This is a genomic window from Pseudoxanthomonas sp. LH2527 (assembly GCF_022539275.1).
Taxonomy (GTDB): domain Bacteria; phylum Pseudomonadota; class Gammaproteobacteria; order Xanthomonadales; family Xanthomonadaceae; genus Pseudoxanthomonas_A.
On the sequence record NZ_JAKZBW010000043.1, the window covers coordinates 1 to 22250 of the forward strand.

At 68.8% G+C, this 22250-nt stretch carries 22 protein-coding genes and 1 pseudogene; 15 read left to right on the forward strand and 8 right to left on the reverse strand.

Annotated elements, in window-relative coordinates; all coding sequences use genetic code 11:
- The first annotated feature begins 50 nt into the window (after nucleotides 1-50).
- From MMG85_RS17525 to MMG85_RS17550, 6 genes are all read left to right on the forward strand, one after another.
- Entirely contained in the window at nucleotides 51-1742 is a 1692-nt protein-coding gene (locus MMG85_RS17525; protein WP_241047227.1) for a glutamine--tRNA ligase/YqeY domain fusion protein, read from the forward strand.
- A gap of 76 nt (nucleotides 1743-1818) precedes the next feature.
- Nucleotides 1819-2238 (forward strand): hypothetical protein, encoded by a 420-nt coding sequence (locus tag MMG85_RS17530; RefSeq protein ID WP_241047209.1) that lies wholly within the window; start codon nucleotides 1819-1821, stop codon nucleotides 2236-2238.
- A complete protein-coding gene (locus MMG85_RS17535) occupies nucleotides 2238-2798 on the forward strand; it encodes a nucleoside deaminase (RefSeq protein ID WP_241047210.1) in 561 nt (186 codons plus the stop codon). The genes MMG85_RS17530 and MMG85_RS17535 overlap by 1 nt, the downstream gene beginning before the upstream one ends.
- A gap of 90 nt (nucleotides 2799-2888) precedes the next feature.
- Nucleotides 2889-3941 carry a 23S rRNA (cytidine(2498)-2'-O)-methyltransferase RlmM gene (gene rlmM, locus MMG85_RS17540; protein WP_241047211.1) on the forward strand — a complete coding sequence of 351 codons (1053 nt, stop codon included), beginning with the start codon at nucleotides 2889-2891 and terminating at the stop codon, nucleotides 3939-3941.
- A gap of 39 nt (nucleotides 3942-3980) precedes the next feature.
- On the forward strand, nucleotides 3981-4910 hold the full coding sequence (locus MMG85_RS17545) for an SMP-30/gluconolactonase/LRE family protein (protein ID WP_241047212.1): 930 nt from the start codon (nucleotides 3981-3983) through the stop codon (nucleotides 4908-4910).
- A 72-nt stretch (nucleotides 4911-4982) separates the two neighbouring features.
- A complete protein-coding gene (locus MMG85_RS17550) occupies nucleotides 4983-5705 on the forward strand; it encodes a hypothetical protein (protein ID WP_241047213.1) in 723 nt (240 codons plus the stop codon).
- 5 nt (nucleotides 5706-5710) lie between these two features.
- Here the strand turns inward: MMG85_RS17550 and MMG85_RS17555 are convergent, their stop codons facing one another.
- Genes MMG85_RS17555 through ubiH form a run of 3 tightly spaced genes read right to left on the reverse strand, consistent with a single transcriptional unit; the run spans nucleotide 5711 to nucleotide 9284 of the window.
- On the reverse strand, nucleotides 5711-6835 hold the full coding sequence (locus MMG85_RS17555; RefSeq protein WP_241047214.1) for a Gfo/Idh/MocA family oxidoreductase: 1125 nt from the start codon (nucleotides 6833-6835) through the stop codon (nucleotides 5711-5713).
- A 56-nt stretch (nucleotides 6836-6891) separates the two neighbouring features.
- Nucleotides 6892-8079, reverse strand: a complete 1188-nt coding sequence (locus tag MMG85_RS17560) for a UbiH/UbiF family hydroxylase (protein WP_241047215.1) — start codon at nucleotides 8077-8079, stop codon at nucleotides 6892-6894.
- Complete coding sequence (gene ubiH, locus MMG85_RS17565; RefSeq protein ID WP_241047216.1) at nucleotides 8076-9284, reverse strand: 2-octaprenyl-6-methoxyphenyl hydroxylase; 1209 nt, start codon at nucleotides 9282-9284, stop codon at nucleotides 8076-8078. Before ubiH ends, MMG85_RS17560 begins: the two co-directional genes overlap by 4 nt.
- A gap of 97 nt (nucleotides 9285-9381) precedes the next feature.
- Here ubiH and MMG85_RS17570 point away from each other — a divergent pair, with 97 nt between their 5' ends.
- The 9 genes and pseudogenes from MMG85_RS17570 (at nucleotide 9382) to MMG85_RS17610 (ending at nucleotide 18844) form a co-directional block, all read left to right on the forward strand.
- The gene (locus MMG85_RS17570) at nucleotides 9382-9984 is read left to right on the forward strand and encodes a hypothetical protein (protein ID WP_241047217.1); all 603 of its coding nucleotides are present in this window, start codon (nucleotides 9382-9384) and stop codon (nucleotides 9982-9984) included.
- 16 nt (nucleotides 9985-10000) lie between these two features.
- Nucleotides 10001-10558 (forward strand): cob(I)yrinic acid a,c-diamide adenosyltransferase, encoded by a 558-nt coding sequence (locus tag MMG85_RS17575; protein WP_241047218.1) that lies wholly within the window; start codon nucleotides 10001-10003, stop codon nucleotides 10556-10558.
- Nucleotides 10559-10841: 283 nt separating this feature from the next.
- The gene (locus MMG85_RS17580) at nucleotides 10842-11750 is read left to right on the forward strand and encodes a histone deacetylase family protein (protein WP_241047228.1); all 909 of its coding nucleotides are present in this window, start codon (nucleotides 10842-10844) and stop codon (nucleotides 11748-11750) included.
- A 126-nt stretch (nucleotides 11751-11876) separates the two neighbouring features.
- On the forward strand, nucleotides 11877-14342 hold the full coding sequence (gene lptD, locus MMG85_RS17585; RefSeq protein ID WP_241047219.1) for an LPS assembly protein LptD: 2466 nt from the start codon (nucleotides 11877-11879) through the stop codon (nucleotides 14340-14342).
- Nucleotides 14339-15649, forward strand: a pseudogene (locus tag MMG85_RS17590) (peptidylprolyl isomerase); the annotation flags it as partial. The gene lptD and the pseudogene MMG85_RS17590, both read left to right, overlap by 4 nt.
- Nucleotides 15650-15668: 19 nt before the next feature.
- On the forward strand, nucleotides 15669-16655 hold the full coding sequence (gene pdxA, locus MMG85_RS17595; protein ID WP_241047220.1) for a 4-hydroxythreonine-4-phosphate dehydrogenase PdxA: 987 nt from the start codon (nucleotides 15669-15671) through the stop codon (nucleotides 16653-16655).
- 98 nt (nucleotides 16656-16753) lie between these two features.
- Complete coding sequence (gene rsmA, locus MMG85_RS17600) at nucleotides 16754-17539, forward strand: 16S rRNA (adenine(1518)-N(6)/adenine(1519)-N(6))-dimethyltransferase RsmA (RefSeq protein ID WP_241047221.1); 786 nt, start codon at nucleotides 16754-16756, stop codon at nucleotides 17537-17539.
- Nucleotides 17540-17598: 59 nt separating this feature from the next.
- Nucleotides 17599-17979, forward strand: a complete 381-nt coding sequence (apaG, locus tag MMG85_RS17605; RefSeq protein WP_055940544.1) for a Co2+/Mg2+ efflux protein ApaG — start codon at nucleotides 17599-17601, stop codon at nucleotides 17977-17979.
- A gap of 10 nt (nucleotides 17980-17989) precedes the next feature.
- Nucleotides 17990-18844, forward strand: coding sequence for a symmetrical bis(5'-nucleosyl)-tetraphosphatase (locus MMG85_RS17610; RefSeq protein ID WP_241047222.1), 855 nt, complete (start codon nucleotides 17990-17992; stop codon nucleotides 18842-18844).
- 75 nt (nucleotides 18845-18919) lie between these two features.
- Here MMG85_RS17610 and MMG85_RS17615 read toward each other — a convergent pair whose 3' ends face one another.
- The 5 genes from MMG85_RS17615 to MMG85_RS17635 all read right to left on the reverse strand — a co-directional run bounded on the left by MMG85_RS17615 (nucleotide 18920) and on the right by MMG85_RS17635 (nucleotide 22221).
- Nucleotides 18920-19414 (reverse strand): dihydrofolate reductase, encoded by a 495-nt coding sequence (locus tag MMG85_RS17615; protein ID WP_241047223.1) that lies wholly within the window; start codon nucleotides 19412-19414, stop codon nucleotides 18920-18922.
- Nucleotides 19411-19860 carry a hypothetical protein gene (locus MMG85_RS17620; RefSeq protein ID WP_241047224.1) on the reverse strand — a complete coding sequence of 150 codons (450 nt, stop codon included), beginning with the start codon at nucleotides 19858-19860 and terminating at the stop codon, nucleotides 19411-19413. The genes MMG85_RS17615 and MMG85_RS17620 overlap by 4 nt, the downstream gene beginning before the upstream one ends.
- A 14-nt stretch (nucleotides 19861-19874) precedes the next feature.
- Entirely contained in the window at nucleotides 19875-20669 is a 795-nt protein-coding gene (locus MMG85_RS17625; protein WP_241047225.1) for a thymidylate synthase, read from the reverse strand.
- 22 nt (nucleotides 20670-20691) lie between these two features.
- The gene (gene lgt, locus MMG85_RS17630; RefSeq protein ID WP_241047226.1) at nucleotides 20692-21579 is read right to left on the reverse strand and encodes a prolipoprotein diacylglyceryl transferase; all 888 of its coding nucleotides are present in this window, start codon (nucleotides 21577-21579) and stop codon (nucleotides 20692-20694) included.
- Between the two features lie 150 nt (nucleotides 21580-21729).
- Nucleotides 21730-22221, reverse strand: a complete 492-nt coding sequence (locus MMG85_RS17635) for a TPM domain-containing protein (protein WP_241047229.1) — start codon at nucleotides 22219-22221, stop codon at nucleotides 21730-21732.
- Between the last annotated feature and the right edge of the window lie 29 nt (nucleotides 22222-22250).

Sequence of the window (22250 nt, forward strand, 5' to 3'; positions counted from 1 at the left end):
CCCGCCCCGCCCCTCCTGCTGACGATGCCGCGCCCGAAAAACGGGACTTCATCCGCCAGATCGTGCGCGAGGACCTGGCCAGCGGCCGCCACACGGCGGTGAAGACGCGTTTCCCGCCCGAGCCCAACGGCTACCTGCACATCGGCCACGCCAAGGCGATCTGCCTGGACTTCGGCATCGCCGGCGAGTTCGGCGGCGTCTGCAACCTGCGCCTGGACGACACCAACCCGGCGAAGGAAGACCCGGAATACGTGCGCGCCATCCAGGACGACGTGCGCTGGCTGGGCTTCGACTGGCACGACCTGCGGCACGCCTCGGACTACTTCGAGGTGCTGTACCTGGCCGGCGAGAAGCTGATCCGCCAGGGCGACGCCTTCGTCTGCGACCTGAGCGCCGAGGAAGTGCGCGAATACCGCGGCACGCTGACCGAGCCCGGCCGCAACTCGCCGTATCGCGACCGCAGCGTGGAAGAGAACGTGGACCTGTTCCGCCGCATGCGCGCGGGCGAGTTCGCGGACGGCGCACGCACGTTGCGCGCGAAGATCGACATGGCCAGCGGCAACATCAACCTGCGCGATCCGGCGTTGTACCGAATCAAGCACGTCGAGCACCAGAACACCGGCAACGAGTGGCCGATCTATCCGATGTACGACTACGCGCACTCGCTGAGCGATGCGGTGGAAGGCATCACCCACTCGCTGTGCACACTGGAATTCGAAGACCACCGCCCGCTGTACGACTGGTGCGTGGACAAGGTGGACCTGGCGAATTCGCCGGCCCTGCTGGCGCCGCTGCTCGCCAAGGGCCTGCCGAAGGAAGCCAGCAAGCCGCGCCAGATCGAGTTCTCGCGGCTGAACTTCAACTACCTGGTGATGAGCAAGCGCAAGCTGCTGGCGATGGTCAACGACAAGCTGGTCGATGGCTGGGACGACCCGCGCATGCCGACGCTGCAGGGTATCCGCCGCCGCGGCTACACGCCGTCGGCGCTGCGCCTGATGGTGGACCGCGTGGGCATCAGCAAGCAGAACTCGCTGCTGGACATCTCGATCCTGGAAGGCGCACTGCGCGAAGACCTGGACGCCGCCGCGCCGCGCCGCATGGGTGTGGTCGATCCGGTCAAGCTGGTGCTGGCCAACCTGCCGGAAGGCCACGAGGAAACGCTGAGGTTCTCCAACCACCCGAAGGACGAGTCGTTCGGCCAGCGCAGCGTGCCGTTCTCGCGTGAACTGTGGATCGAGCGCGAGGATTTCGAGGAAGTACCGCCGAAGGGCTTCAAGCGCCTGACCACCGGTGGCGAAGTGCGCCTGCGCGGCGCCGGCATCGTGCGCTGCGATGAGGTGATCAAGAACGCCGCCGGCGAAATCGTCGAACTGCGCGGCTGGCTGGATCCGGAATCCCGACCCGGCATGGCCGGCGCCGAGCGCAAGATCAAGGGCACCATCCACTGGGTCAGTGCGCAGCATGCGGTGGCCGCGGAAATCCGCCTGTACGACCGCCTGTTCACCGTGCCGAACCCGGATGACGAGTTGGAAGGCAAGACCTACCGCGACTACATGAACCCGGACTCGCGCCGCACCGTGACCGGCTACGTGGAGCCGGCCGCTGCCAGCGCGGCGCCCGAGCAGTCGTTCCAGTTCGAGCGCACCGGTTACTTCGTCGCCGACCGCTACGACCACACGCCGGAGCGCCCCGTGTTCAACCGCAGCGTCACCCTGCGCGACACCTGGGCGACCAAGGCCTGATGCCGGCACCTTTCACCGCCTCTTGAAGCGGCGGAGGGCAGGCTGGCGCGTACCACCACCGAGGAAGGAGTCCGCCATGTCCCGCATCGCGCTGCGCCTGCTGCCTGCCCTGCTGTCCTGCCTGTTGCTGCTCGCCCTCGCGGCCTGCGCGGCTCCGGCCTCTCCCGACGACGTGGCGAGCGAGCCGCCCCCCGCGTCGACGCCCGCCCCCAAGCCGACCGGCGGAAACCTGCCGCCGCGCGAGGCCGGCGCGGTCACCGTCGACTACGCCTGCCGGACCAGCGCCGACTGCGCGGTGAAGAACGTCGGCAACTGCTGCGGCGCGATGCCGGCCTGCGTCAACAAGAACAGCCCCACCGATCCGCAGGGCGTGCAGGCGCAGTGCGCCGCCAGCGGCCGCATGGGGGTCTGCGGTTTCGCCGACGTGACCGCCTGCCAGTGCGTCAGCGGCCGCTGCGAATCCGATTCCTCTTCCCTGAAAGTTCCCACCCCGTAATGCTCTACCAACAGATCCACCTGACCCTGCCCGCCTGGACGCACGACCTGGTCGATGCGTCGGCGACCTATGCCAGCGACGAAGACAAGGTCGCGCTGGCCATCGACCTGTCGCGCCGCAACGTGGATGCCAACACCGGCGGCCCGTTCGGCGCGGTGGTGTTCGGCCCCGACCATCGCGTGATCGCCCTCGGCGTGAACCGCGTGATGCCGCATACCTGCTCGCTGGCGCATGCCGAGACGATGGCCTACATGCTGGCGCAGCAGCGCCTGCAGACGCCGCGCCTCAACGACGTCACCGCACCGGTGGTGCTGGCCACGTCGTCGCAGCCCTGCTGCCAGTGCTACGGCGCCACCATCTGGGCCGGCATCGACCGCCTGCTGATCGGCGCGCGCGCCGAGGACGTGATGGAACTGACCGAGTTCGACGAAGGCCCGCTGCCCGCGGACTGGATCGGCGAGCTCAACACGCGCGGCATCGAGGTGGTGCGCGACCTGCGCCGCGACGATGCACGCGCGGTGCTCAAGCATTACGGTGAGTCGGGCGGCGACACGTACTGAGCGACGCGTCGGGAAGCCATCGCACCCGGCTTCTCCTGTACCCTGTCCTGGCGGCAGGAGCCGCAGCCCTCCGCTTCACGCGACCGCGCCATGTCATCGACGACCGGCCTGCTGGCTTATTGCCGCCAGGGATTCGAACCCGAACTTGCTGCCGAACTGACCGAGCGCGCCGCGCTGGCCGGGTTCGCCGGCTATGCGCGCGCCCAGCGCAACGACGGCCATGTCGTGTTCGTCTGCGAACAGGCCGAAGCGCTGGATCGTGCACTGCCCTGGCGCGACCTGATCTTCGCCCGGCAGAAGCTGCGCCTGCTCGCCGAGCTGCGCGGCATCGACCCGAAGGACCGCATCACGCCACTGCTCGCCGCGCTGGCGGGCAGCGGACGCTACGGCGACTTGTGGGTGGAGCATCCGGATTCGGACAGCGCCAAGCCACTGGCCGGCCTGGCGCGCAGCTTCGGCAATGCGCTGCGTCCGGTGCTGCGCAAGGCCGGCTTCCTCAGCGAGAAGGACGACGCACGCCTGCCGCGCCTGCACGTGGTGTTCGTGCAGGGCGACCACCTGTTCCTGTGCGTCGCCGACGCCCGCGACAGCGCACCGTGGCCGCTCGGCATCCCGCGCCTGAAGCTGCTGCCGGATGCGCCGTCGCGCTCGGCGCTGAAGCTGGAGGAAGCCTTCCTCTCGCTGCTCGACGAAGGCCAGCGCGAAGCGCTGCTGAAGCCCGGCATGACCGCCGCAGATCTCGGTGCGGCGCCGGGCGGCTGGACCTGGGTGCTGACCCGCCACCACCTGCGCGTGACCAGTGTCGACAACGGTCCGCTGCGCGAGCACGTGCTGGCGACCGGGCTGGTGGAACACCTGCGCGCCGACGGCTTCCACTGGAAACCGACGCAGCCGCTGGACTGGATGGTCTGCGACATGGTCGAACAGCCGCGGCGCGTGGCCGAACGGATGGCGCAGTGGTTCCGCGAAGGCTGGTGCCGGCATGCAGTGTTCAACCTCAAGCTGCCGATGAAGAAGCGCTGGGACGAGACCAGGCTGTGCCTGGACCTGTTCGCCGACCAGGCCGGCCGGCCGCTCGAGGTACGCGCGCGCCAGCTCTACCACGACCGCGAAGAGATCACCGTGTTCGCCACGCCCGGCTGACACCCGCAGAACACCCGCACGCCACCCGAGGGGAAACGGATGACGCTGTTGAAGTGCATCACCACGCTGGCCCTGGCCGCCGCACTGGCGGGCTGCGTCCACACCGGCGACACCCGGCGCACCGCAGCGGACGAACCGCTGCATGTCGCCCGCGACGTGGTCGGCGACGGCGTCTTCAGTGCAGGCATCGAGGGACCGGCGTTCGGCCCCGATGGCGCGTTGTACGCGGTGAGCTTCGGCCGCGACGGCACCCTCGGGCGGGTGAGCTTCGATGCCGATGGCAACGGCCGCGCGGCGCTGTTCATGACCTTGCCCGAAGGCAGCACCGGCAACGGCATCCGCTTCGATGCCGACGGCTTCATGTACGTGGCCGACTACACCGGCCACCAGGTGCTTCGCATCGATCCGCGCGACCGTTCGGTGGGCGTGTTCGCCACGCTGCCGGGCGCGCACCAGCCCAACGACATCGCGTTCGCGCCCAATGGCATGTTCTACGCCAGCGATCCGGACTGGCGCAGCGGCAGCGGCCAGCTGTGGCGCATCCTGCCCTACGGCAAGGCGACCCTGCTGGAAACCGGCATGGGCACCACCAACGGCGTGGAAGTCGGCCCGAAGGGCGATGTGCTGTACGTCAACGAGAGCGTGCAGCGCCGCGTGTGGGCCTACGACCTGGACGGCAGCGGGGAGATCTCCGGCAAGCGCCTGCTGATCGCCTTCGACGACCACGGCCTGGACGGCATGCGCACGGACAGCGTGGGCAATCTGTACATCGCGCGCTACGGGGCCGGCACGGTGGCGGTGGTGTCGCCGCAGGGCGAACTGCTGCGCGAAGTGAAGCTCAAGGGACAGAAGCCGACCAACGTGGCGTTCGGCGGGCCGGAGGGGCGCACGGTCTTCGTCACCCTGCAGGACCGCGGCGCGATCGAGGCCTTCCGGGTAGCGATCCCCGGGCGCGAAACCGGCCTGTGACGCGGTTCCGCCGGGGTCTCAGGTGCTGACACCCCCGCGTGGCAAGATGCCTGCCTCACACGGAGACCGACGATGCTGCCCCTCGAACTCAAGGACCCTGCCGGTTTCGGCACCGAGTTCCTGCGCCTGACCCTGCTGCAGGGCTTCCAGTCGCTTACCAAGCGCGACCTCGAACTGCTGATCTTCGTGCTGCTGGAACGCGACGGCGCGATCGGCCGCGACGAGTCCAACTTCACCGTCGCCGGCAAGCTGCGGGTGACGCCGGCCAAGATCAAGGCGTTGCGCCGCGATGGTTACGCACGCTGGCGCGCACTGGTGCCGGAGGAGCGCGACGCCGCGCTGCAACGCATCGTCGCCAGCGCGTTGACCGAGGCCAACCTCAAGTCGGGTGCCAAACACGTCAGCGAGCGCAGCCGCAAGGACGGCTTCCTCGCCATCCGCGTCGAACATCCGGACGACCACCAGCAGTTCGAGCAGGCCATCCTTGATGTCGGCGCGCTGCCGGTTTACGAACGCAACCGCGAAGTCGTGGCGGTGCGCTTCGACACGCTGCTGGCCATCGCCGAGCGCTGGGGTTACCTGCAGCCAGACCCGGCTGCCATCACCGAGGCCTTGAAGGCGCTGACGCCGACCTCGGAGGAGGTCGCCGACCTGCTGAAGAAGGATGTCACCAAACTGCGCTGGCAGGATGCGCGCAACGCACTCAACAGTCTCGGCGCCAAGGCCGTCGCCAGCACCGCCGAGGGCGGGCTGAAGGGGCTGCTGAAGATCGTGTTCCCGTTCATTCCCGGCTGACCCGCTCAGCCGGCCGCGATCTCCACACGCGCTCCGTCCGAGCGCGCGGACGCGAAGATCGCATCCAGCACGCGCATGTCGCGCCAGCCTTCCTCGCCGGGCACGCGCGGCGGACGACCCTCCACGATCGCCAGCGCATCGGCATCCATCTGCCGCGCCTGTTGTGCAGGTGTCGGGCCGATCATCGCGTCGAACCGGCGCCCGTCGCTGGCTTCGCCGCGCACACCTTCGTAGGCCTGGAACGGGGACAGGTGATACCAGCCGTCGGCGCATTCGGCGCGCAGCCGGTTGAGGTTGCGGCCGAAGCTGGTTTCGCACGCGGCGATGACGCCGTCCGGGAATTCCAGCCGGAAGTGCATGGTCTCGTCGACGCCACGGAAGATCTCCGGACGCTGCACGGAGGCGGTGGCGGTGACCGCGACCGGTTCGGCGCCGCTGGTGTAGCGCGCCGCGTTGAGCGCGTACACGCCCATGTCGTACATCGCGCCGCCGCCGCGCGCCGGGTCCAGCCGCCATGGATCGCCGCTGGCATCGTCGAAGCCACGGAATCCCGCTTCGGCGTGGACGCGCTGCAGGCGACCGAATGGCCGGGTCTTGGCCAGCGCCATCACCGCCTGCGTGTTGGGTTCGTGCTGCATGCGGTAGCCGATGGTGAGCTGGACCCGGTGCTGCCGGCAGGCGTCGATCATCGTGCGCGCCTCCGCCGCGTCCATCGCCATCGGCTTCTCGCACCACACGTGCTTGCCCGCCGCCGCCGCGCGCAGGGTGAACGGCTTGTGCAGGTGGTTGGGCAGCACGATGTAGACGACATCGATATCGGGGTTGTCGGCGATGCGGTCGAAGTCGGCGTAGTCGTAGACGTTGCGGTCGGCAATGCCGTAACGGCGCTGCCATTCTTCCGCCTTGGCCGGCGAGCCGGTGACGATGCCGGCCAGCCGGCAGTGCTTCGTCATCTGCAACGCCGGCGCCAGCAGGTCGCGGCTGTAGTAGCCCAGACCGATCAGGGCGACGCCGAGTGGACGCGTTGCCCTGGCGCGGGCGGAAGGTATCAGGCCGGCCAGGCCGGCGGCACCGAAGGCGCCCAGCAGGCGACGGCGCGAGGGATCGGGAGAGGAATGCGTGTCGCTCATCGCAGGCAGCCTCGGGCGGGAACCGCGAGGCTACCGCATGCGGCGCGATGCCGCCGTCAGCGCGCGCGTTGCCCGGCCGCGTGCCGCCAGAAGAAGTCGACCAGCGGCGGCAGTCGTCCGGCCAGACCCAGCAGCGGACCGCGCAGCAGGGTCAGGTGCATCTCGTCGGTGGAGAACACGCGGTTGATGCCCTCGAAGGCGTAGGCGGCGGTCGCGTTCTCGCTGCGGCGCTGGCGTGCCCAGCGCTCCAGGCGATGCGGCGCCGCCCAGTCGGCACGCCTGGCCTGGGCGGTGCGGATGCCGTCGCGCAGCGCCGCCACATCGCGCAGGCCGAGGTTGACACCCTGCCCGGCCAGCGGATGCACCACATGCGCGGCATCACCGGCGACGATGACGCGACCGGCGACATAGTCCTTCGCCAGCTGCCGCTTCAGTGGAAAGGCCGCGCGCGGCGAGGCGGCTTCCACCTCACCCAGTTGCCCGCCCATGGCCAGCGTGAGTTCGCGGCCGAAGGCGATGTCATCCAACGCCAGCACGCGCTGCGCCTCGTCGTCGGGCAGGGTCCAGACGATCGAGCTGAGGCCGTCGGCGAACGGCAGGAACGCCAGCGGGCCACTCGGCAGGAAGCGTTGCCAGGCCGTGTCCTCGTGCGGGTGCCGGGTGCGCACGAAGGCGACCACGCCACGCTGCGCGTACTCATGCGCGGCGACGTCGAGCCCGGCCAGGCGGCGCAGCGTGGAATCGGCGCCATCGGCCGCCACCGCCAGCCGCGCATCGAGGCGCGTGCCGTCGTCCAGCCGCAGCGTCACGCAGCTCTCGTCCTGTTCCATCGCCTCCACGCGCGCGGGGCAGCGCACCTGCACGCCGGCCGACGGCAGCGCGGCCCACAGCCGGTCGACCAGCAGCGCGTTCTCGACGATCCAGCCCAGTTGCGTGCGGCCCAGCGCATCGGCATCGAAACGCAGTTCGTCGCCACCGCCGGCATCCCACACCCGCATGCGTCGATACGGATGCGCGCGCGCTTCGCGGATGGACGCCCAGGCACCGGCCTGGTCGAGCAGCGCCGCGTTGTCGGGCGCGAACGCATAGACGCGCAGGTCCGGCGACGCCGGCGACCAGCGTGGTGGCTCGCGACCTTCGACCAGCGTGACCTCCAGCCCTTCGCGCGCCAGCACCAGCGCGCAGGCCGCGCCCACCACGCCGCCGCCGACGATGGCGACATCGATCTGTCCGCGGCGCTTCATGCCGCCTCTCCCCGGCACAGCGCCGGCACATCGCCGCGGAAGCCCATCGCGCCGCCCACCAGGAACGACTGCAGCGAGGGCTGCGCATCCACCGCCAGCAGGCCCAGGCTGCGCAGCGGCTTCAGCAGCGGCGACGGATTCGCGGTGAGCCTCGCCAGGCCATCGGAGAAGGACAGCGTGCGCTCGCGGTCTTCCGTGCGGCGCGCAGCGTAGGCCGCCAGGCTGGCGGCATCGCCCGGATCATCACGGCGCGCGATCTCTTCGGCCAGCGTCAAGGCATCGCGCAGACCCAGGTTGAAGCCCTGCGCGCCGATCGGATGGATCGTCTGCGCGGCATTGCCCAGCAGCACCGCACGCTCGGCGACCAGACGCTGCGCGACCACCCGGATGATCGGATACGCGCTGCGCTCGCCGCTGCCGGTCAACCGGCCGATGCGCCAGCCGATGGCGCGCTGCAACCGCGCCAGCCAGGCGGATTCGTCCAGCGCGGCGACGGCATCGGCGTCTTCGCGCGCCACCCCATGGATGACGCCCCAGTGGCGGTCGCCGCGTGGCAGCAGCGCGGTCGGGCCGCTATCGCACAGGCGCTCGTGGGCGGTGCCGTCCGGCGCTTGCGTGGCGCGCACGCGGGCGACGAACAGGGTCTGGCCGTAGTCGTGTTCGTCCACGCCGATGGCCAGCGCCTCGCGCACGGCGCTGTGGGTGCCGTCGGCCGCCACCACCAGCCGGGCCTGCAACGTGCGCTCGCCCTCGGCATCGGCGATCCGCAACACGCGACCACCCGCCTCGTCGGCCGCGAAGCCGACGAAGCGCGTCGGCCGGTAGCGCGTGAGCCGCGGGATCTGGGCAAGCCGGGCTTCCAGCGCTTCGCCGAAGTCGCGCGCCACCACGACCTGGCCGAAGGCGTCACGGCCATAGTCCTGCGCGTCGAGCTTCACCCGCCCGAAGTCGCCCTGCCGGCTGATGTGGATGCGCCGGATCGGCCCGGTGGGCGTGCGCAGCTGCTGCATCACGCCCAGCGCCGTCAGCGCGTTCACCGTCGCGGCGGCAAAGCTGAGGTTGCGCTGGTCGAAGACCGCCGGCATCTGCCCCGGCGGGCTGGCCTCCACCAGCCCCACGTCCAGTCCCTGACGGTCCAGGGCGATGGCCAGGCTGGCGCCGACCAGTCCTCCCCCCACGATCACCACGTCATGCCGTTCTTTCATGCGGTCATGATACCGCTCCACCCCTCGCGACCCCGTGGACGGCATCGCCCCGGCAAGCTCCGGTAGAATGCGGGGCTGAGTCTCCGGAACCGTGCCGATGAACACCTCTTCCCAACGCGCCCTCGTGCTGACGCTGGTCGCCGCCCTGCTGGTCCTCACCCGCCTGCACCTGCCCACCACGTTCGGCCACATCGGCCCGTTGCCCGATGCCAGCTGGGCCGCGTTCTTCATCGGCGGCTACTACCTGCGTAGCTGGTCGCGCTGGGCGTTCCCGCTGTTCATGGCCGCTGCCGTCGTGGTGGACTACCTCGTCATCAGCGGCCAGGGCATCAACTTCTGGACGCACTACTGCGTGTCGCCGGCGTACTGGTTCCTGCTGCCGGCCTACGGCGCGATGTGGGCCGGCGGCGCGCTGCTGCGCCGCTACCAGACCGCGAACCACGGCCGCACGCTGGCGTTGCTGGTCGGCAGCCTGCTGGCCTCGGTCACCGTCTGCCACCTGCTGAGCCAGGGCAGCTTCTACTGGCTGAGCCCCGTGGTCAGCGAGCCGACGTTCGCCGGCTGGTGGAAGAACTTCAGCGACTGGTATGTGCCGTACCTGCGTGTGGCCTCGATCTACGTGGGCCTGGCGGTGATCGTGCATGTGCTGGTCGAGCAGGTCGTGCGCCTGGCCAGGCCGCACGGCCGCACCGCCGACTGACCGGACCCGCGAGCCGATGGGCAACCGCCTCTCCAAGATCTACACCCGCACCGGCGACGACGGCAGCACCGGCCTGGGCGACGGCACCCGCGTGGGCAAGGACTCGGCGCGCGTCACCGCCTACGGCACGGTGGACGAAGCCAATTCGGCCATCGGCGTGCTGCTGGCGGTCCCCAGCGTGGCGGACGACATCCGCGCGCTGCTGACCACGGTGCAGCACCAGTTGTTCGACCTGGGCGGCGAGCTGTGCATCCCCGGCCATGCCGCCATCACCAGCGCCGATGTCGATGCGCTGGAAAAGCAGCTGGACCACTACAACGACGATCTGCCGCCGCTGAAGGATTTCATCCTGCCGGCCGGCGGCGAGGCGGCCTCTCGCTGCCACCTGGCCCGCACCATCGTGCGCCGCGCCGAACGCGAGACGGTGACCCTGGCCCGCCATGACGCGGTGCGTCCGGAAGCGATCCGCTACCTCAACCGCCTCTCCGACCTGCTGTTCGTGCTGGCCCGCGTGCTGGCCCGCGCCGACGGCCAGGGCGAGGTGCTGTGGAAGCACGAACGGCGGCATGCCTGAGCCGTTGCGCACCCGCAGGGCGCTACCACCCATCTCCCGAGGCGTTGTAGGAGCGGGCCATGCCCGCGATGCTTTCGCGTGGGCGGCCGGAAAAGCATCGCGCCCATGGGGCGCTCCTACAGATCTCCGGGACGTTATAGGAGCGGGCCACGCCCGCGATGCCCCGCGCGACCGTGTGCCCCCGAAGGTCGAATGCCGGCGGCCCGGAGGCCGCGCTTAGAATGGCCCCGACCTCCCACCGCGGAGGGCCCCCTTGCGCCACTCTCGGGACGACGCCGGCACCGTGATCATCTATACCCACCCCGCCTGCCTGCTGCACGACCCCGGCCCCGAACATCCGGAGCGGCCCGCGCGTCTTGAGGTCGTGCTCGAGGCCCTGCGCCAGCACCACGCCGACGCCGACTGGCGCGAGGCGCCCATCGCCAAACTCGGCGACCTGCGCCGCGTGCATGACGAAGCGATGGTGCACGAGGTGCTGGAAGCGGACGTCGCCGGCTACCGCATGCTCGACCCCGACACGGTGATGTGTCCGGCCTCGCGCGCGGCCGCACTGCGGGCGGCCGGTGCCGGCGTGGCGGCGGTGGACGCGGTGATGAACGGCGAGGACCGGACCGTCTTCTGCGCCGTGCGCCCGCCGGGCCACCATGCGACCGGCACCACGGCGATGGGGTTCTGCCTGTTCAACAACATCGCCGTGGCGGCAGCCTATGCCTGCGACAAGCACGGGCTGGAACGGGTGGCAGTGATCGATTTCGACGTCCACCACGGCAACGGCACCCAGGACATCTTCTACAACGACCCGCGCGTGGCCTACTTCAGCAGCCACGAATCGGGCATCTACCCGCACAGCGGCGCGCCCTACGAGCGCGGCGTGGGCAACGTGTTCAACGCCCTGCTGCCGCCGGGCAGCGGCGGTTTCCGCTTCCAGAACACGTGGGCGGACGAACTGCTGCCGGCGCTGGAAGACTTCAGGCCGCAACTGGTCTTCATTTCCGCCGGCTTCGACGCCCACATGCGTGACCCGCTGGCCGACCTGATGCTGGAGACCGAGGACTTCGGCTGGCTGACCCGGCAACTGCGCGCCCTCGCCGACCGCCATGCCGGCGGCCGCGTGGTCTCGATGCTCGAAGGCGGCTACGACCTGGACGCCCTGCGCGACTGCGCCAAGGTCCACGTGGACGCGCTGCGCTGACGCTGCAAGGCGCACCGGGCAGTCGCTGAACCCCGACCCACACCGTCCGGAGGCCTTCATTGCCCGCATGCATGGGATGGGGCAAGCTAACGGCCGTTTTTCGTCCGACAGCGAGCCCAGCACCGCGTGCGCACCGCCCTCCGCCTGCTCCCGTTGCCCTTCAGCATCGCCCTGTGCCTGCCCGCCATGGCCGACGATGAGAAGCCTGAAAGCTGGGCGCTCTGCCCGATCCAGGACGTCATCCCGGCCTTCGACGGCGCGGCGCAGCCTGCTGCGTCCGCCACGCCGCAGGTCACGCGCGAACAGCGCGCCGAGCAACCCACGTCGATCGAGGGCGACAGCCTGGGCGGCACCGAGACCAATCTGGAGTACCAGGGCAACGTGGCCCTGAGTCGTGGCGACCAGTTCCTCGGTGCCGACAACCTGAAGTACGACCAGGAAAACGACACCTACGTCGCCGACGGCCACATCCGTTACCAGGACACCGGCATCCGCCTGATCGCGGACAGCGCGCGCGGCGACCAGGACGCCGACACGCACCAGATCGACAACGTCCGCTACCAGCTGGTCGACCGGCGCGGCAACGGCGGCGCCGACCGCATCGACATGAAGGGGCCGCAGGGCAGCCTGCAGCATTCCACGTATTCCACCTGCGATCCCCAAGACCGCCGCTGGGAACTGCGTTCGCGGCGGATCGACATCAATACCGACGATGGCTGGGGCGTGGCGCGCGGCGCGACGATCCGCCTGGGCAAGGTGCCGGTGCTGTACGTGCCCTACCTGAAGTTCCCGATCGACGACCAGCGCCACACCGGCCTGCTGTATCCGGCGATCGGCCTGTCGGGGCGCAACGGCTTCGACTGGAAGCAGCCGATCTACCTGAACCTGGCGCCGAATTACGACGCCACCCTGGAACCGCGCTACATGAGCGAGCGCGGCTTCCAGATGGGTGCCGAGTTCCGCTACCTGTACGAGAACGGACGCGGCGAGATCCAGGGCACCTGGATGACCAAGGACGACCTGGTCCGCGACCGCATGAACGAAGCGGACTACGACCCGCTCAACCCGAACAACCCGGATCCGGACGACGGCCGCGGTTTCATTTCGTACGAAGGCTCCCACCGCTTCAGCCGGAACTGGCAGGCCCGCGCGAACCTGACCTGGCTCAGCGATGCCCGCTATCAGGAAGACTTCGGCAATTCGCTGTACGGCCAGGCGTATTCCTCGGTGACCAGTACGGCCGGCGTCTATGGCGCGGGCGAGTACTGGACGGCCGGCCTGATGGCCGACCATTGGCAACTCGCCGACTATCTGAGCACCGAGGACTCGCTGCCCTACAACCGCCTGCCACGCACCTATCTCAACTGGAGCCAGCCCTTGAGCCGCTGGGTCACGGTGGGTGGACATGCGGAAGCGGTGAAGTTCCAGCACGACGAGAAAGCCGGCGGCAGCCGCATCGACATCAAGCCGACGGTGTCCTTCCCCATTCAAGGCGCCGCCTGGTACGTCACGCCCACACTGTCCTACCGCCACACGGAATACCGGTTGGAAAGCGATCTGGCGCAACAGATCGCGACCGACCGCGCCGTCGATGCTTTCGGCGTGCCCGCCAACCAGCTTACGCCGGCCCAGATTGCCCAGTTCTACGACCGCTCCCCCAGCCGCAGCCTGCCGATCGGCTCGCTGGATGCCGGGGTCTATTTCGATCGCGAAACCGAGGTCAAGGGCGACCGTTTCCTGCAGACGCTGGAACCGCGGCTGTTCTACCTCAACGCACCGTACCGCGAGCAGGATGGCCTGCCGATCTTCGACACGCGTCCGTTCAACTTCAGCTACGGCCAGTTGTTCCGCGACAACCGCTACACCGGGCCCGACCGCCAGACCGACGCCAACCAGCTGACCCTGGCGGTGACCACGCGCCTGCTGCGGCAGAAGGATGGCTTCGAGCGGCTGTCGGCCAGCCTCGGCCAGATCCGTTACTTCGACGACAGCCGTGTCGTCCTGCCCGGTGAGGTGCCGCTGGAGAGGGGCAAGTCGGCCTGGGTAGCAGACGCCAACTATGCGCCGACCGATCGCTGGACCATTGGCGCGTCGTACCAGTGGGACCCGAAGTTCCGCCGTGAAGACCTGGCCAGCGTGCGCGCGCGCTACCTGCTGCCGGACGACGGCGTGGTCAACCTCAGTTACCGCCGCCGCCGCGACCTGCTGGAGCAGGCCGACTTCTCGTTCCTGTACCCGGTCACGCCGGCATGGAGCGTGGTCGGCCGCTACTACCATTCGTTCTACCGCGATGAAGCACGTGGCATCGAGCCCGGCCTGCTGGAAGGCGTGGCCGGCGTGCAGTGGGACAGCTGCTGCCTGGCGGTGCGCGCGCTGGTGCGCCGTTACGTGCGCAATCGCGAAGGCGACATGAACACCGGCTTCCAGGTCGAGTTCGTCCTGAAGGGCCTGGGCTCGGCCGGCCAGGACACGGACCGCACCCTGCGCCGTGCTATCCTCGGTTACTACCGAGACGACCTCTATCTCGTCCCACCGAGCAATATCGCGCCGCGTCCGGACGACTCCACTTACGCTCCGGATCCGATGCCATGACCAAGCCGTTTTCCCGCCTCCTGATCGCCGGCCTGCTGGCCGTCTCGACCGCCGCCACGCCGGTGCTGGCGCAGACGCTGCAGCCGCTCGACCGCATCGCCGCCGTCGTCAACGAGGACGTGGTGCTGCAGAGCGAGCTGGACCGCGCCGTGCAGAACGTGCTCGCCCAGTACGCCAACCAGCCCGGCCAGCTGCCGCCGCGTGCCGTGCTGGAACGCCAGGTACTGGAGCGCCTGGTACTGGTCAAGCTGCAGGTCGCACGCGCCGCCGAAACCGGCGTCCGCGTCAACGACGCCGACCTCAACAACGCGGTCAACGCGGTGGCGCAACAGAACGGCACCACGCCGGACGGCCTGCGCCAGCGGCTCGAAGCCGACGGCATGTCGTTCCCCGAGTTCCGCAATTCGCTGCGCGACGAAATCACCATCCAGCGCCTTAAGCAGAGCTTCGCGCAGAGCCGCATCAACGTCAGCGAGGGCGAAGTCGACGCCGCGCTTGCCGCGCAGGCCGCCAGCGGCACGCAGTACCGGCTGGCGCACATCCTGGTCGGCCTGCCCGACGGCGCCAGCGCCGAGCAGATCAGCACCGGCCAGGGCAAGATCGATGGCGTCAAGGCGCTGGTGGACAAGGGCGAACTGGATTTCGCCGCCGCCGCCGTGCGCTACTCCGACAGCCCCAACGCACTGGAAGGCGGTGACCTGGGCTGGCGCAGTGTCGACGAGATCCCGACGGCCTTCGTGCAGATGCTCAAGGACATGCAGCCGGGCCAAGTGGTCGGCCCGCTGCGCGGTCCCAGCGGCTTCCAGTTGCTGAAGCTGGTGGAAGTGCGCGATGCCGCGCAGGCCGAGAAGCGTTCCGTCGAGGAATACAACGCGCGCCACATCCTGGTCCGCATCACCCCGACCCAGGACGTGGCCGCGGCCAAGGCCAAGATCGACACCCTGCGCGCGCGCATCGCCGGCGGCGCCGACTTCGTCGCCGTGGCGAAGGAATCCACCGAAGATGCGAACAGCCGCGAGGACGGCGGTGACCTGGGCTGGTTCCCGGCCGACGCGTTCGGCCCGGCCTTCGGCAAGGAAGTCACCGGCCTGCAGGACGGCCAGGTCAGCGCGCCGTTCCGCACCGATGCCGGTTGGCACATCGTCCAGCGCGTCGGCAGCCGCCAGACCGATGTGACCGACCAGAACCGCCGCGCCCAGGTGCGCGACACCATCGGCCGTCGCAAGGCCGAGGACGAGTACAACCGCTATTTGCAGGAACTGCGCGGCGAAGCCTACGTGAACTTCCGCAGCGGCGATCGCGCCGAGACCACGCCGGGCGGCTGACATGACGCCCCGGCTGGCGCTGGTTCCGGGCGAGCCTGGCGGCATCGGACCCGAGCTGTGCGTGCGGCTGGCACAGCGTCCCCGCAGCGACTGCACCCTGCTCGCCTTCGGCGACGCCGCCACGCTGGGTGCGGCCGCCGACGCACTTCGCCTGCCCCTGCGGCTGTTGCAGGAACACGAGGTCGCCACCCAGCCCGGCGACCTGCGCCTGCATCCGGTGCCGAATGCCGCGCCGAACACCTTCGGCAAGACCGATCCCCGCAATGCCCGCGCCGTCATCGATGCGCTGACGCAGGCGGCCGATGCCTGCCTGCGCGGCGAACTCGATGGCCTGGTGACCGGCCCCGTGCACAAGGCCGCGATCAACGCCGGCGGCATCGCCTACAGCGGCACGACCGAACTGCTGGCGGAACACGCACGCTGCCCGGTGGTGATGATGCTGGCCAACGACATCGTGCGGGTCGCCCTGGCCACCACGCACCTGCCGCTGCGCGAGGTGCCCGATGCCATCACGCATGACGCGCTGGCACAGGTCCTGCGCATCACCCGTGCCGCGCTTCGCACCGGCTTCGGCATCGCCGATCCGGTCATCGCCGTGCTCGGACTCAACCCGCATGCGGGCGAGGCCGGGCACCTGGGACGCGAGGAAATCGACGTCATCGAGCCGCTGCTGCGTGAGCTGCGCGCGGACGGCATGCGCCTGGAAGGGCCGCTTCCCGCCGATACCGCCTTCCTGCCGCAGAAGCTGCGCGGCTTCGATGCGGTACTTGCGATGTACCACGACCAGGGCCTGCCGGTACTCAAGTACAGCGGCTTCGAGCAGGCGGTCAACCTGACCCTGGGCCTGCCGTATCCGCGCGTGGCGGTCGATCACGGCACCGCCCTGGATCTTGCCGGCCGCGGCATCGCCGATCCATCCAGCCTGTTCGCCGCCGTCGCCACGTGCGCGCGCATGGCGTTACAGCGAGGAGTGAGCGGAGAGGAGTGAGGAGTGAGGGAGATGTCGCGCCTCCGTCGCTCCCGCCTGCTCTGCTCACTCCTCACTTCTCCACACTCACTTCTGCTCCCAAAGGCTCCCCGCCCCCCATGTCCTTCAAGGCTCCTCCCAAGAAGTCCCTCGGCCAGCACTTCCTGACCGACCGCAGCTATATCGACAAGATCGTGATGGCGGTGAATCCGCAGCCCGGCGACCGCCTGGTGGAGATCGGACCGGGCCAGGGCGCGATCACCTTCCCGCTGCTGCGGAAGCACGGCGAACTGACCGCGATCGAATTCGACCGCGACCTGATCACGCCGCTGATGGAAGCTTCTGAAGGCATCGGGCGGCTGACCATCATCCACAAGAACGTGCTGGACGTGGACTTCGGCAAGCTCGCCGGCGACACGCAGGTCCGCCTGGTCGGCAACCTGCCCTACAACCTGTCCTCGCCGATCCTGTTCCATGCCATCGAACACGCGGCGTCGATCCACGACATGGTCTTCATGCTGCAGAAGGAGGTCGTGGACCGCATGGCCGCCGAACCGGGCAGCAAGGTCTACGGCCGGCTCAGCGTGATGCTGCAGGCGTATTGCCGCGTGGATTCGCTGTTCGTCGTGCCGCCGGGCGCGTTCCGGCCGCCACCGAAGGTAGACTCGGCGGTGGCGCGCCTGGTGCCGCGCGACGCGGCCGCCATCGGCATCGCCGATCCCCGGCGCTTCGAGGAGGTCGTGCGCGCCGCTTTCGGCCAGCGCCGCAAGACCCTGCGCAATGCGCTGGGCGGCACCTGCACGACCGACCAGATCGAAGCGGCCGGCCTGCGCCCGGATGCACGCGCCGAACAGATCGACGTGGACGGCTTCGTGCGCCTCGCCAACCTGCCGGCGGAAGAGTGACTTCGCGTCGCCGCATGGCGTTGTTTCCGCTTTTACCTGCGTTTGCATACACTTGCCGCATGGACTCCCCCGACTACGCCATCGACGTGGATGTCGCCACGCGCTTCCTGGACGACCAGTCCGCGCCCGAGGATGGGCGTTACGTGTTCGCGTACACCATCCGCATCCACAACCGGGGCCGCGTGCCGGCACAACTGCTGCGCCGGCACTGGGTCATCACCGACGCCAACGGCAAGGTGGAGGAAGTGGAAGGCGAAGGCGTGGTCGGCGAGCAGCCCTGGCTGAGACCGGGCGAAGACTTCCGCTACACCTCCGGCGCCGTTCTGGAAACCGCGCTGGGCACCATGCAGGGACGCTACGACATGCTGGCCGACGACGGCACCCGCTTCGACGCCCCCATCGCCACTTTCACCCTGTCCGTTCCGCGGACGCTGCACTGAGCCCGCCGCGATGACGGTCTGGGCCATCGGCGACCTGCAGGGCTGCTACGACGCGACGCAGCGCCTGCTGGAGAAGATCCGCTTCGATCCCGCACAGGACCGCCTGTGGTTCTGCGGCGACCTGGTCAACCGCGGCGGACAGTCGCTGGAAACGCTGCGGCTGGTGCATTCGCTGCGCGAGCACAGCGTCGTCGTGCTGGGCAACCACGACCTGTCGCTGCTCGCGATCGGCGAGCGCTCGCCGGACGAACAGCGCAAGGTCAATCCCGACCTGCAGCGCGTCGTGCTGGCCGACGACGCGCGCATGCTGCTGGACTGGCTGCGCCTGCAGAAGCTGGTGCACGTGGACCGCGACCTCGGCTGGATGATGGTGCATGCCGGCCTGGCGCCGAAATGGACCACCACGCTCGCCGAGAAGCACGCGCGCGAGGTCGAACAACAGCTGCATGGCAACGCCTACCGCAAGCTGTTCCGCAACATGTACGGCGACAAGCCGAACTGGGCGCCGCACCTGTCCGGCCACGACCGTTCGCGCGCCATCATCAACGTGCTCACCCGCATGCGCTATTGCACCCCGCGCGGGCGCATGGCGATTGAGGAGAAAGGCGCTCCGGGCCGCCAGGCGCAGGGCCTGTACCCGTGGTACGAAGTGCCCGGGCGCGCCGAGCGCGACCTCAAGATCGTCTGCGGCCACTGGTCCACCCTGGGCCTGATGATCGGCCATGGTGTCCACGCGATCGACACCGGCGCGGTGTGGGGCGGCAAGCTCACCGCGTTGCAGCTGAATACCGACGACATCCGGCTGGTGCAGGTGCCCGGCCGCGACGTACCGCCACCGCCCAAGGGCGAGCTGCCGAAGGATTGACGTAGCGTGTGCTGCACGCACGACCGCATGGATCCGCTACCGCGCACTCGTGCGCATGGCGCACGCTACGTCCGGTCAAACGCGCCGATACTCCACGAAATCGAACGCCAGCGCGTGTCTGGCATCCGCCGGATGCGCTTCGCGCGATACCTCGCGCCAGTCCGCGGGATCGAATGCCGGAAAGAACGCATGCGCGTCTTCGACCAGGGTGTCGACTTCGGTCAGGTGCAGCACGTCGGCGCGGTCCAGTGTCAGCGCATAGACCTCGCCACCGCCGATCACGCAGAGCTCATCGCTCCCCTGCGCCGTCGCGATGCGGATTGCCTCGTCGACCGAGGCGACCGCCTGCATGCCCTCGAACGGGACACGACCGCCCCGCGTCAGCACCAGACTCAACCGTCCGGGCAATGCACGCCCCAGGGATTCGGCCGTCTTGCGCCCCATCAGCACCGGCTTGCCCAGCGTCAGCGCCTTGAAGCGCTTCAGATCGTCAGGCAAGCGCCATGGCAGGTCGTTGTCGCGACCGATGGCGCGGTGGCGGTCCATGGCAACCACCAGTGAGATCTTCATGCTCGATATCCATCAAGCATGCAATCCAACTGCCGTCGCTCGTCTTCCGGCATGGCAATGGATAGGTCGGAAGCAGCGGCGTCGACGATGTAATACTCGGTGTCGTTTCGGATACGCCCTCGCTTCAGCACGGCCCTGTACTTGCGGGATTTTCTAACCATCAGTTCCGTGAACGTCACGATGCCTCTGGACTTCAACGCGGAATCCAGCGCGAAAATTTCCTCGGGCGTCGCGTCTTCCACCCACTCAAGACAATCGTTGACCGCCTGCCTGAGACCGACCAAGGCTTTTGATTTGCCCACCTGAGCCACAATGCCACGCAGCTGGGTGGACGGATGCATATCGTTGGCAGGATCAATTCCCATAACGGCGGTCGCGTAAAAATCGAGGAACGCCCCCAGCTCCGCGAACTCCTGTTCCTTCTCCGGCGACATCGCTCGCGCCATCGTCTCGTCCTTCGCTAGACCGCCACCGGCGCCTTGATCGCCGGGTGCGGGTCGTAGCTATGGATCTCGATGTCGTCGAAGGTGAAGGCGAACAGATCGGTGACGTCGGGATTGAGATGCAGCCTGGGCAGCGCGCGCGGCTCACGCGAAAGTTGTTCACGCGCCTGCTCGTAGTGGTTCGAGTACAGGTGCGCGTCGCCCAGCGTGTGCACGAAGTCGCCGACGCCCAGTCCCGTGGCCTGCGCCACCATGTGTGTCAGCAGCGCATAGCTGGCGATGTTGAACGGCACGCCCAGGAAGATGTCGCCGCTGCGCTGGTACAGCTGGCAGCTGAGCTTGCCGTCCACCACGTAGAACTGGAACAGCGAGTGGCACGGCATCAGCGCCATCTTCGGCAGTTCGGCCACGTTCCACGCACTGATGACGAGTCGGCGCGAATCGGGATTGCGCTTGATCTCGTCCACCAGCCACTGCATCTGGTCGATGGTCTTGCCGTCGGCGCCTTCCCAGCTGCGCCACTGCTTGCCGTACACCGGGCCAAGCTCGCCGTTCTCGTCGGCCCACTCGTCCCAGATGCCGACCTTGTGAGCCTTGAGATAGGCGATGTTGGTGTCGCCCTTCAGGAACCACAGCAGCTCGTGGATGATCGAGCGCAGGTGCAGCTTCTTGGTGGTGACCAGCGGAAAGCCTTCGTTGAGGTCGAAGCGCATCTGCCAGCCGAACACGCTGCGCGTGCCGGTGCCGGTGCGGTCGGACTTCTCCGCGCCGTGCTCCAGCACGTGGCGCAGCAGATCGAGATATTGCTTCATGGTGTGCCTCCGGCAACGGGCTTCATGCGGTCTGCTTGCCGGCGACCGGCGGGGGTGCGACGGGCTGCAGGGTCGGCGCGCGACGCGACCGCCACAGCAGGTACAGACCCAGCAGCACCAGCGGCACGCTGAGGATCTGGCCCTTGGTCAGCCAGCCGAAGGCGACATAGACGCCCTCGTCCGGCACGCGCACGAACTCGACGAGGAAGCGGAACACGCCGTACATCAGCGCGAACAGGCCGGAGACCAGGTAGCGCGGTCGCGGCTTGCGCGACACCAGCCACAGCACGGTGAACATCACCAGGCCCTCGAGGAAGGCTTGATAGAGCTGCGACGGGTGGCGCGCGAACGGATCGAGCGCGCCCGCCGCGTACTGCGCCTGCAGCTGTGCGGCATCCAGCGTGCGCAACGCGGGATCGGTCGGGAAGATCACGCCCCAGCCCGCGTCCGTCGGCTTGCCCCACAACTCCGCGCCGATGAAGTTGCCGAGACGGCCGAACCCCAGCCCGGGCGGCACCAGCGGCGCCACGAAATCCATGGTGTCGAAGAAGTGCAGCCGGTGCTTGCGCGACCACCACAGCGCCGCGGCCATCACGCCGAGCAGTCCGCCGTGGAAGCTCATGCCGCCTTCCCACACCTTGAGGATCGACAGCGGGTTGTCCAGGAATGTGTCGAAGCCGTAGAACAGCACGTAGCCGATGCGTCCGCCCAGCACCACGCCGAGCATGGCGTAGAACATCAGGTCGGAAAACGCATCGGCATTGACGCCCGGCAGGCGCCCCTGCGAGGCGCGCATGCGCCCCAGCCACCAGGCGGTGGCGAACGCGAGCAGGTACATCAGGCCGTACCAGTGCAGCTTGACCGGGCCCAGCGAAAAGATGATCGGATCGATCTGGTGGAGGTAGATCATGCGCCTCGGCGTGGCCGGTGGGGGTGGGCCATTTTGCCCCAGCCGGCCCGCGCGTGGATGACTGGCGCTCCCGTAGAGCCGAGCTTGCTCGGCTGGGCCGCCATCCGGAGCCAAAAGCAGCGGAGCAAGCTCCGCTCTACGGATTCGGTATCAGTCCAGCAGGTGCGGCCGGTTGGGCAGCTCGTCCTCGTCCGGATGTGCGTCGGATTGCGGCCAGTGCAACGCCAGCAGTTCCGATACCGCGCGGATGCCCTCGATCACGGCCTGCTCGGGATGGCCGGCGCGCATCTCCTGCTCGATCAGCCGGCAGACCCGGCTCCATTCCGCGTCCTCAACCCGGCCCGTCAATCCGCGATCGGCCACGATCTCGATGCGGTGGTCGGCCAGGAGCAGGTAGATCAGCACGCCGTTGTTGGCGTCGGTATCCCAGGTGCGCAGGCGGGCGAACACCTCGTGCGCACGCTCACGCGGCGCCAGTCCCGCCAGCACCGCCGCCGGCGAGAGACTCGATTCCACCGCGAACATCACCTCGCCGCGATGCAGCCGCTCCCCCGCCGCGATGGCCTGGGTGATGCGCTGCAGGCTTCCCTCCGGGAACAGCCGGCGCGACGAACGCGCGAACAGATGGCGCAGCAGACGCATCACCAGCTCCCCGAGGCGCCACCGCCTCC

Excerpts from the sequence above, each read along its gene's own strand:
- rlmM (WP_241047211.1), top strand. The coding sequence starts at position 2,889 with ATGTCATCGACGACCGGCCTGCTGGCTTATTGCCGCCAGGGATTCGAA.
- MMG85_RS17570 (WP_241047217.1), top strand. The coding sequence starts at position 9,382 with ATGAACACCTCTTCCCAACGCGCCCTCGTGCTGACGCTGGTCGCCGCC.
- lgt (WP_241047226.1), bottom strand. The coding sequence starts at position 21,579 with ATGATCTACCTCCACCAGATCGATCCGATCATCTTTTCGCTGGGCCCG.
- pdxA (WP_241047220.1), top strand. The coding sequence starts at position 15,669 with ATGACGCCCCGGCTGGCGCTGGTTCCGGGCGAGCCTGGCGGCATCGGA.
- ubiH (WP_241047216.1), bottom strand. The coding sequence starts at position 9,284 with ATGAAAGAACGGCATGACGTGGTGATCGTGGGGGGAGGACTGGTCGGC.
- rsmA (WP_241047221.1), top strand. The coding sequence starts at position 16,754 with ATGTCCTTCAAGGCTCCTCCCAAGAAGTCCCTCGGCCAGCACTTCCTG.
- MMG85_RS17545 (WP_241047212.1), top strand. The coding sequence starts at position 3,981 with ATGACGCTGTTGAAGTGCATCACCACGCTGGCCCTGGCCGCCGCACTG.
- MMG85_RS17535 (WP_241047210.1), top strand. The coding sequence starts at position 2,238 with ATGCTCTACCAACAGATCCACCTGACCCTGCCCGCCTGGACGCACGAC.
- MMG85_RS17635 (WP_241047229.1), bottom strand. The coding sequence starts at position 22,221 with ATGCGTCTGCTGCGCCATCTGTTCGCGCGTTCGTCGCGCCGGCTGTTC.
- MMG85_RS17575 (WP_241047218.1), top strand. The coding sequence starts at position 10,001 with ATGGGCAACCGCCTCTCCAAGATCTACACCCGCACCGGCGACGACGGC.
- MMG85_RS17560 (WP_241047215.1), bottom strand. The coding sequence starts at position 8,079 with ATGAAGCGCCGCGGACAGATCGATGTCGCCATCGTCGGCGGCGGCGTG.
- MMG85_RS17625 (WP_241047225.1), bottom strand. The coding sequence starts at position 20,669 with ATGAAGCAATATCTCGATCTGCTGCGCCACGTGCTGGAGCACGGCGCG.
- MMG85_RS17555 (WP_241047214.1), bottom strand. The coding sequence starts at position 6,835 with ATGAGCGACACGCATTCCTCTCCCGATCCCTCGCGCCGTCGCCTGCTG.
- MMG85_RS17615 (WP_241047223.1), bottom strand. The coding sequence starts at position 19,414 with ATGAAGATCTCACTGGTGGTTGCCATGGACCGCCACCGCGCCATCGGT.
- MMG85_RS17620 (WP_241047224.1), bottom strand. The coding sequence starts at position 19,860 with ATGGCGCGAGCGATGTCGCCGGAGAAGGAACAGGAGTTCGCGGAGCTG.
- MMG85_RS17530 (WP_241047209.1), top strand. The coding sequence starts at position 1,819 with ATGTCCCGCATCGCGCTGCGCCTGCTGCCTGCCCTGCTGTCCTGCCTG.
- MMG85_RS17610 (WP_241047222.1), top strand. The coding sequence starts at position 17,990 with ATGACGGTCTGGGCCATCGGCGACCTGCAGGGCTGCTACGACGCGACG.
- MMG85_RS17550 (WP_241047213.1), top strand. The coding sequence starts at position 4,983 with ATGCTGCCCCTCGAACTCAAGGACCCTGCCGGTTTCGGCACCGAGTTC.
- apaG (WP_055940544.1), top strand. The coding sequence starts at position 17,599 with ATGGACTCCCCCGACTACGCCATCGACGTGGATGTCGCCACGCGCTTC.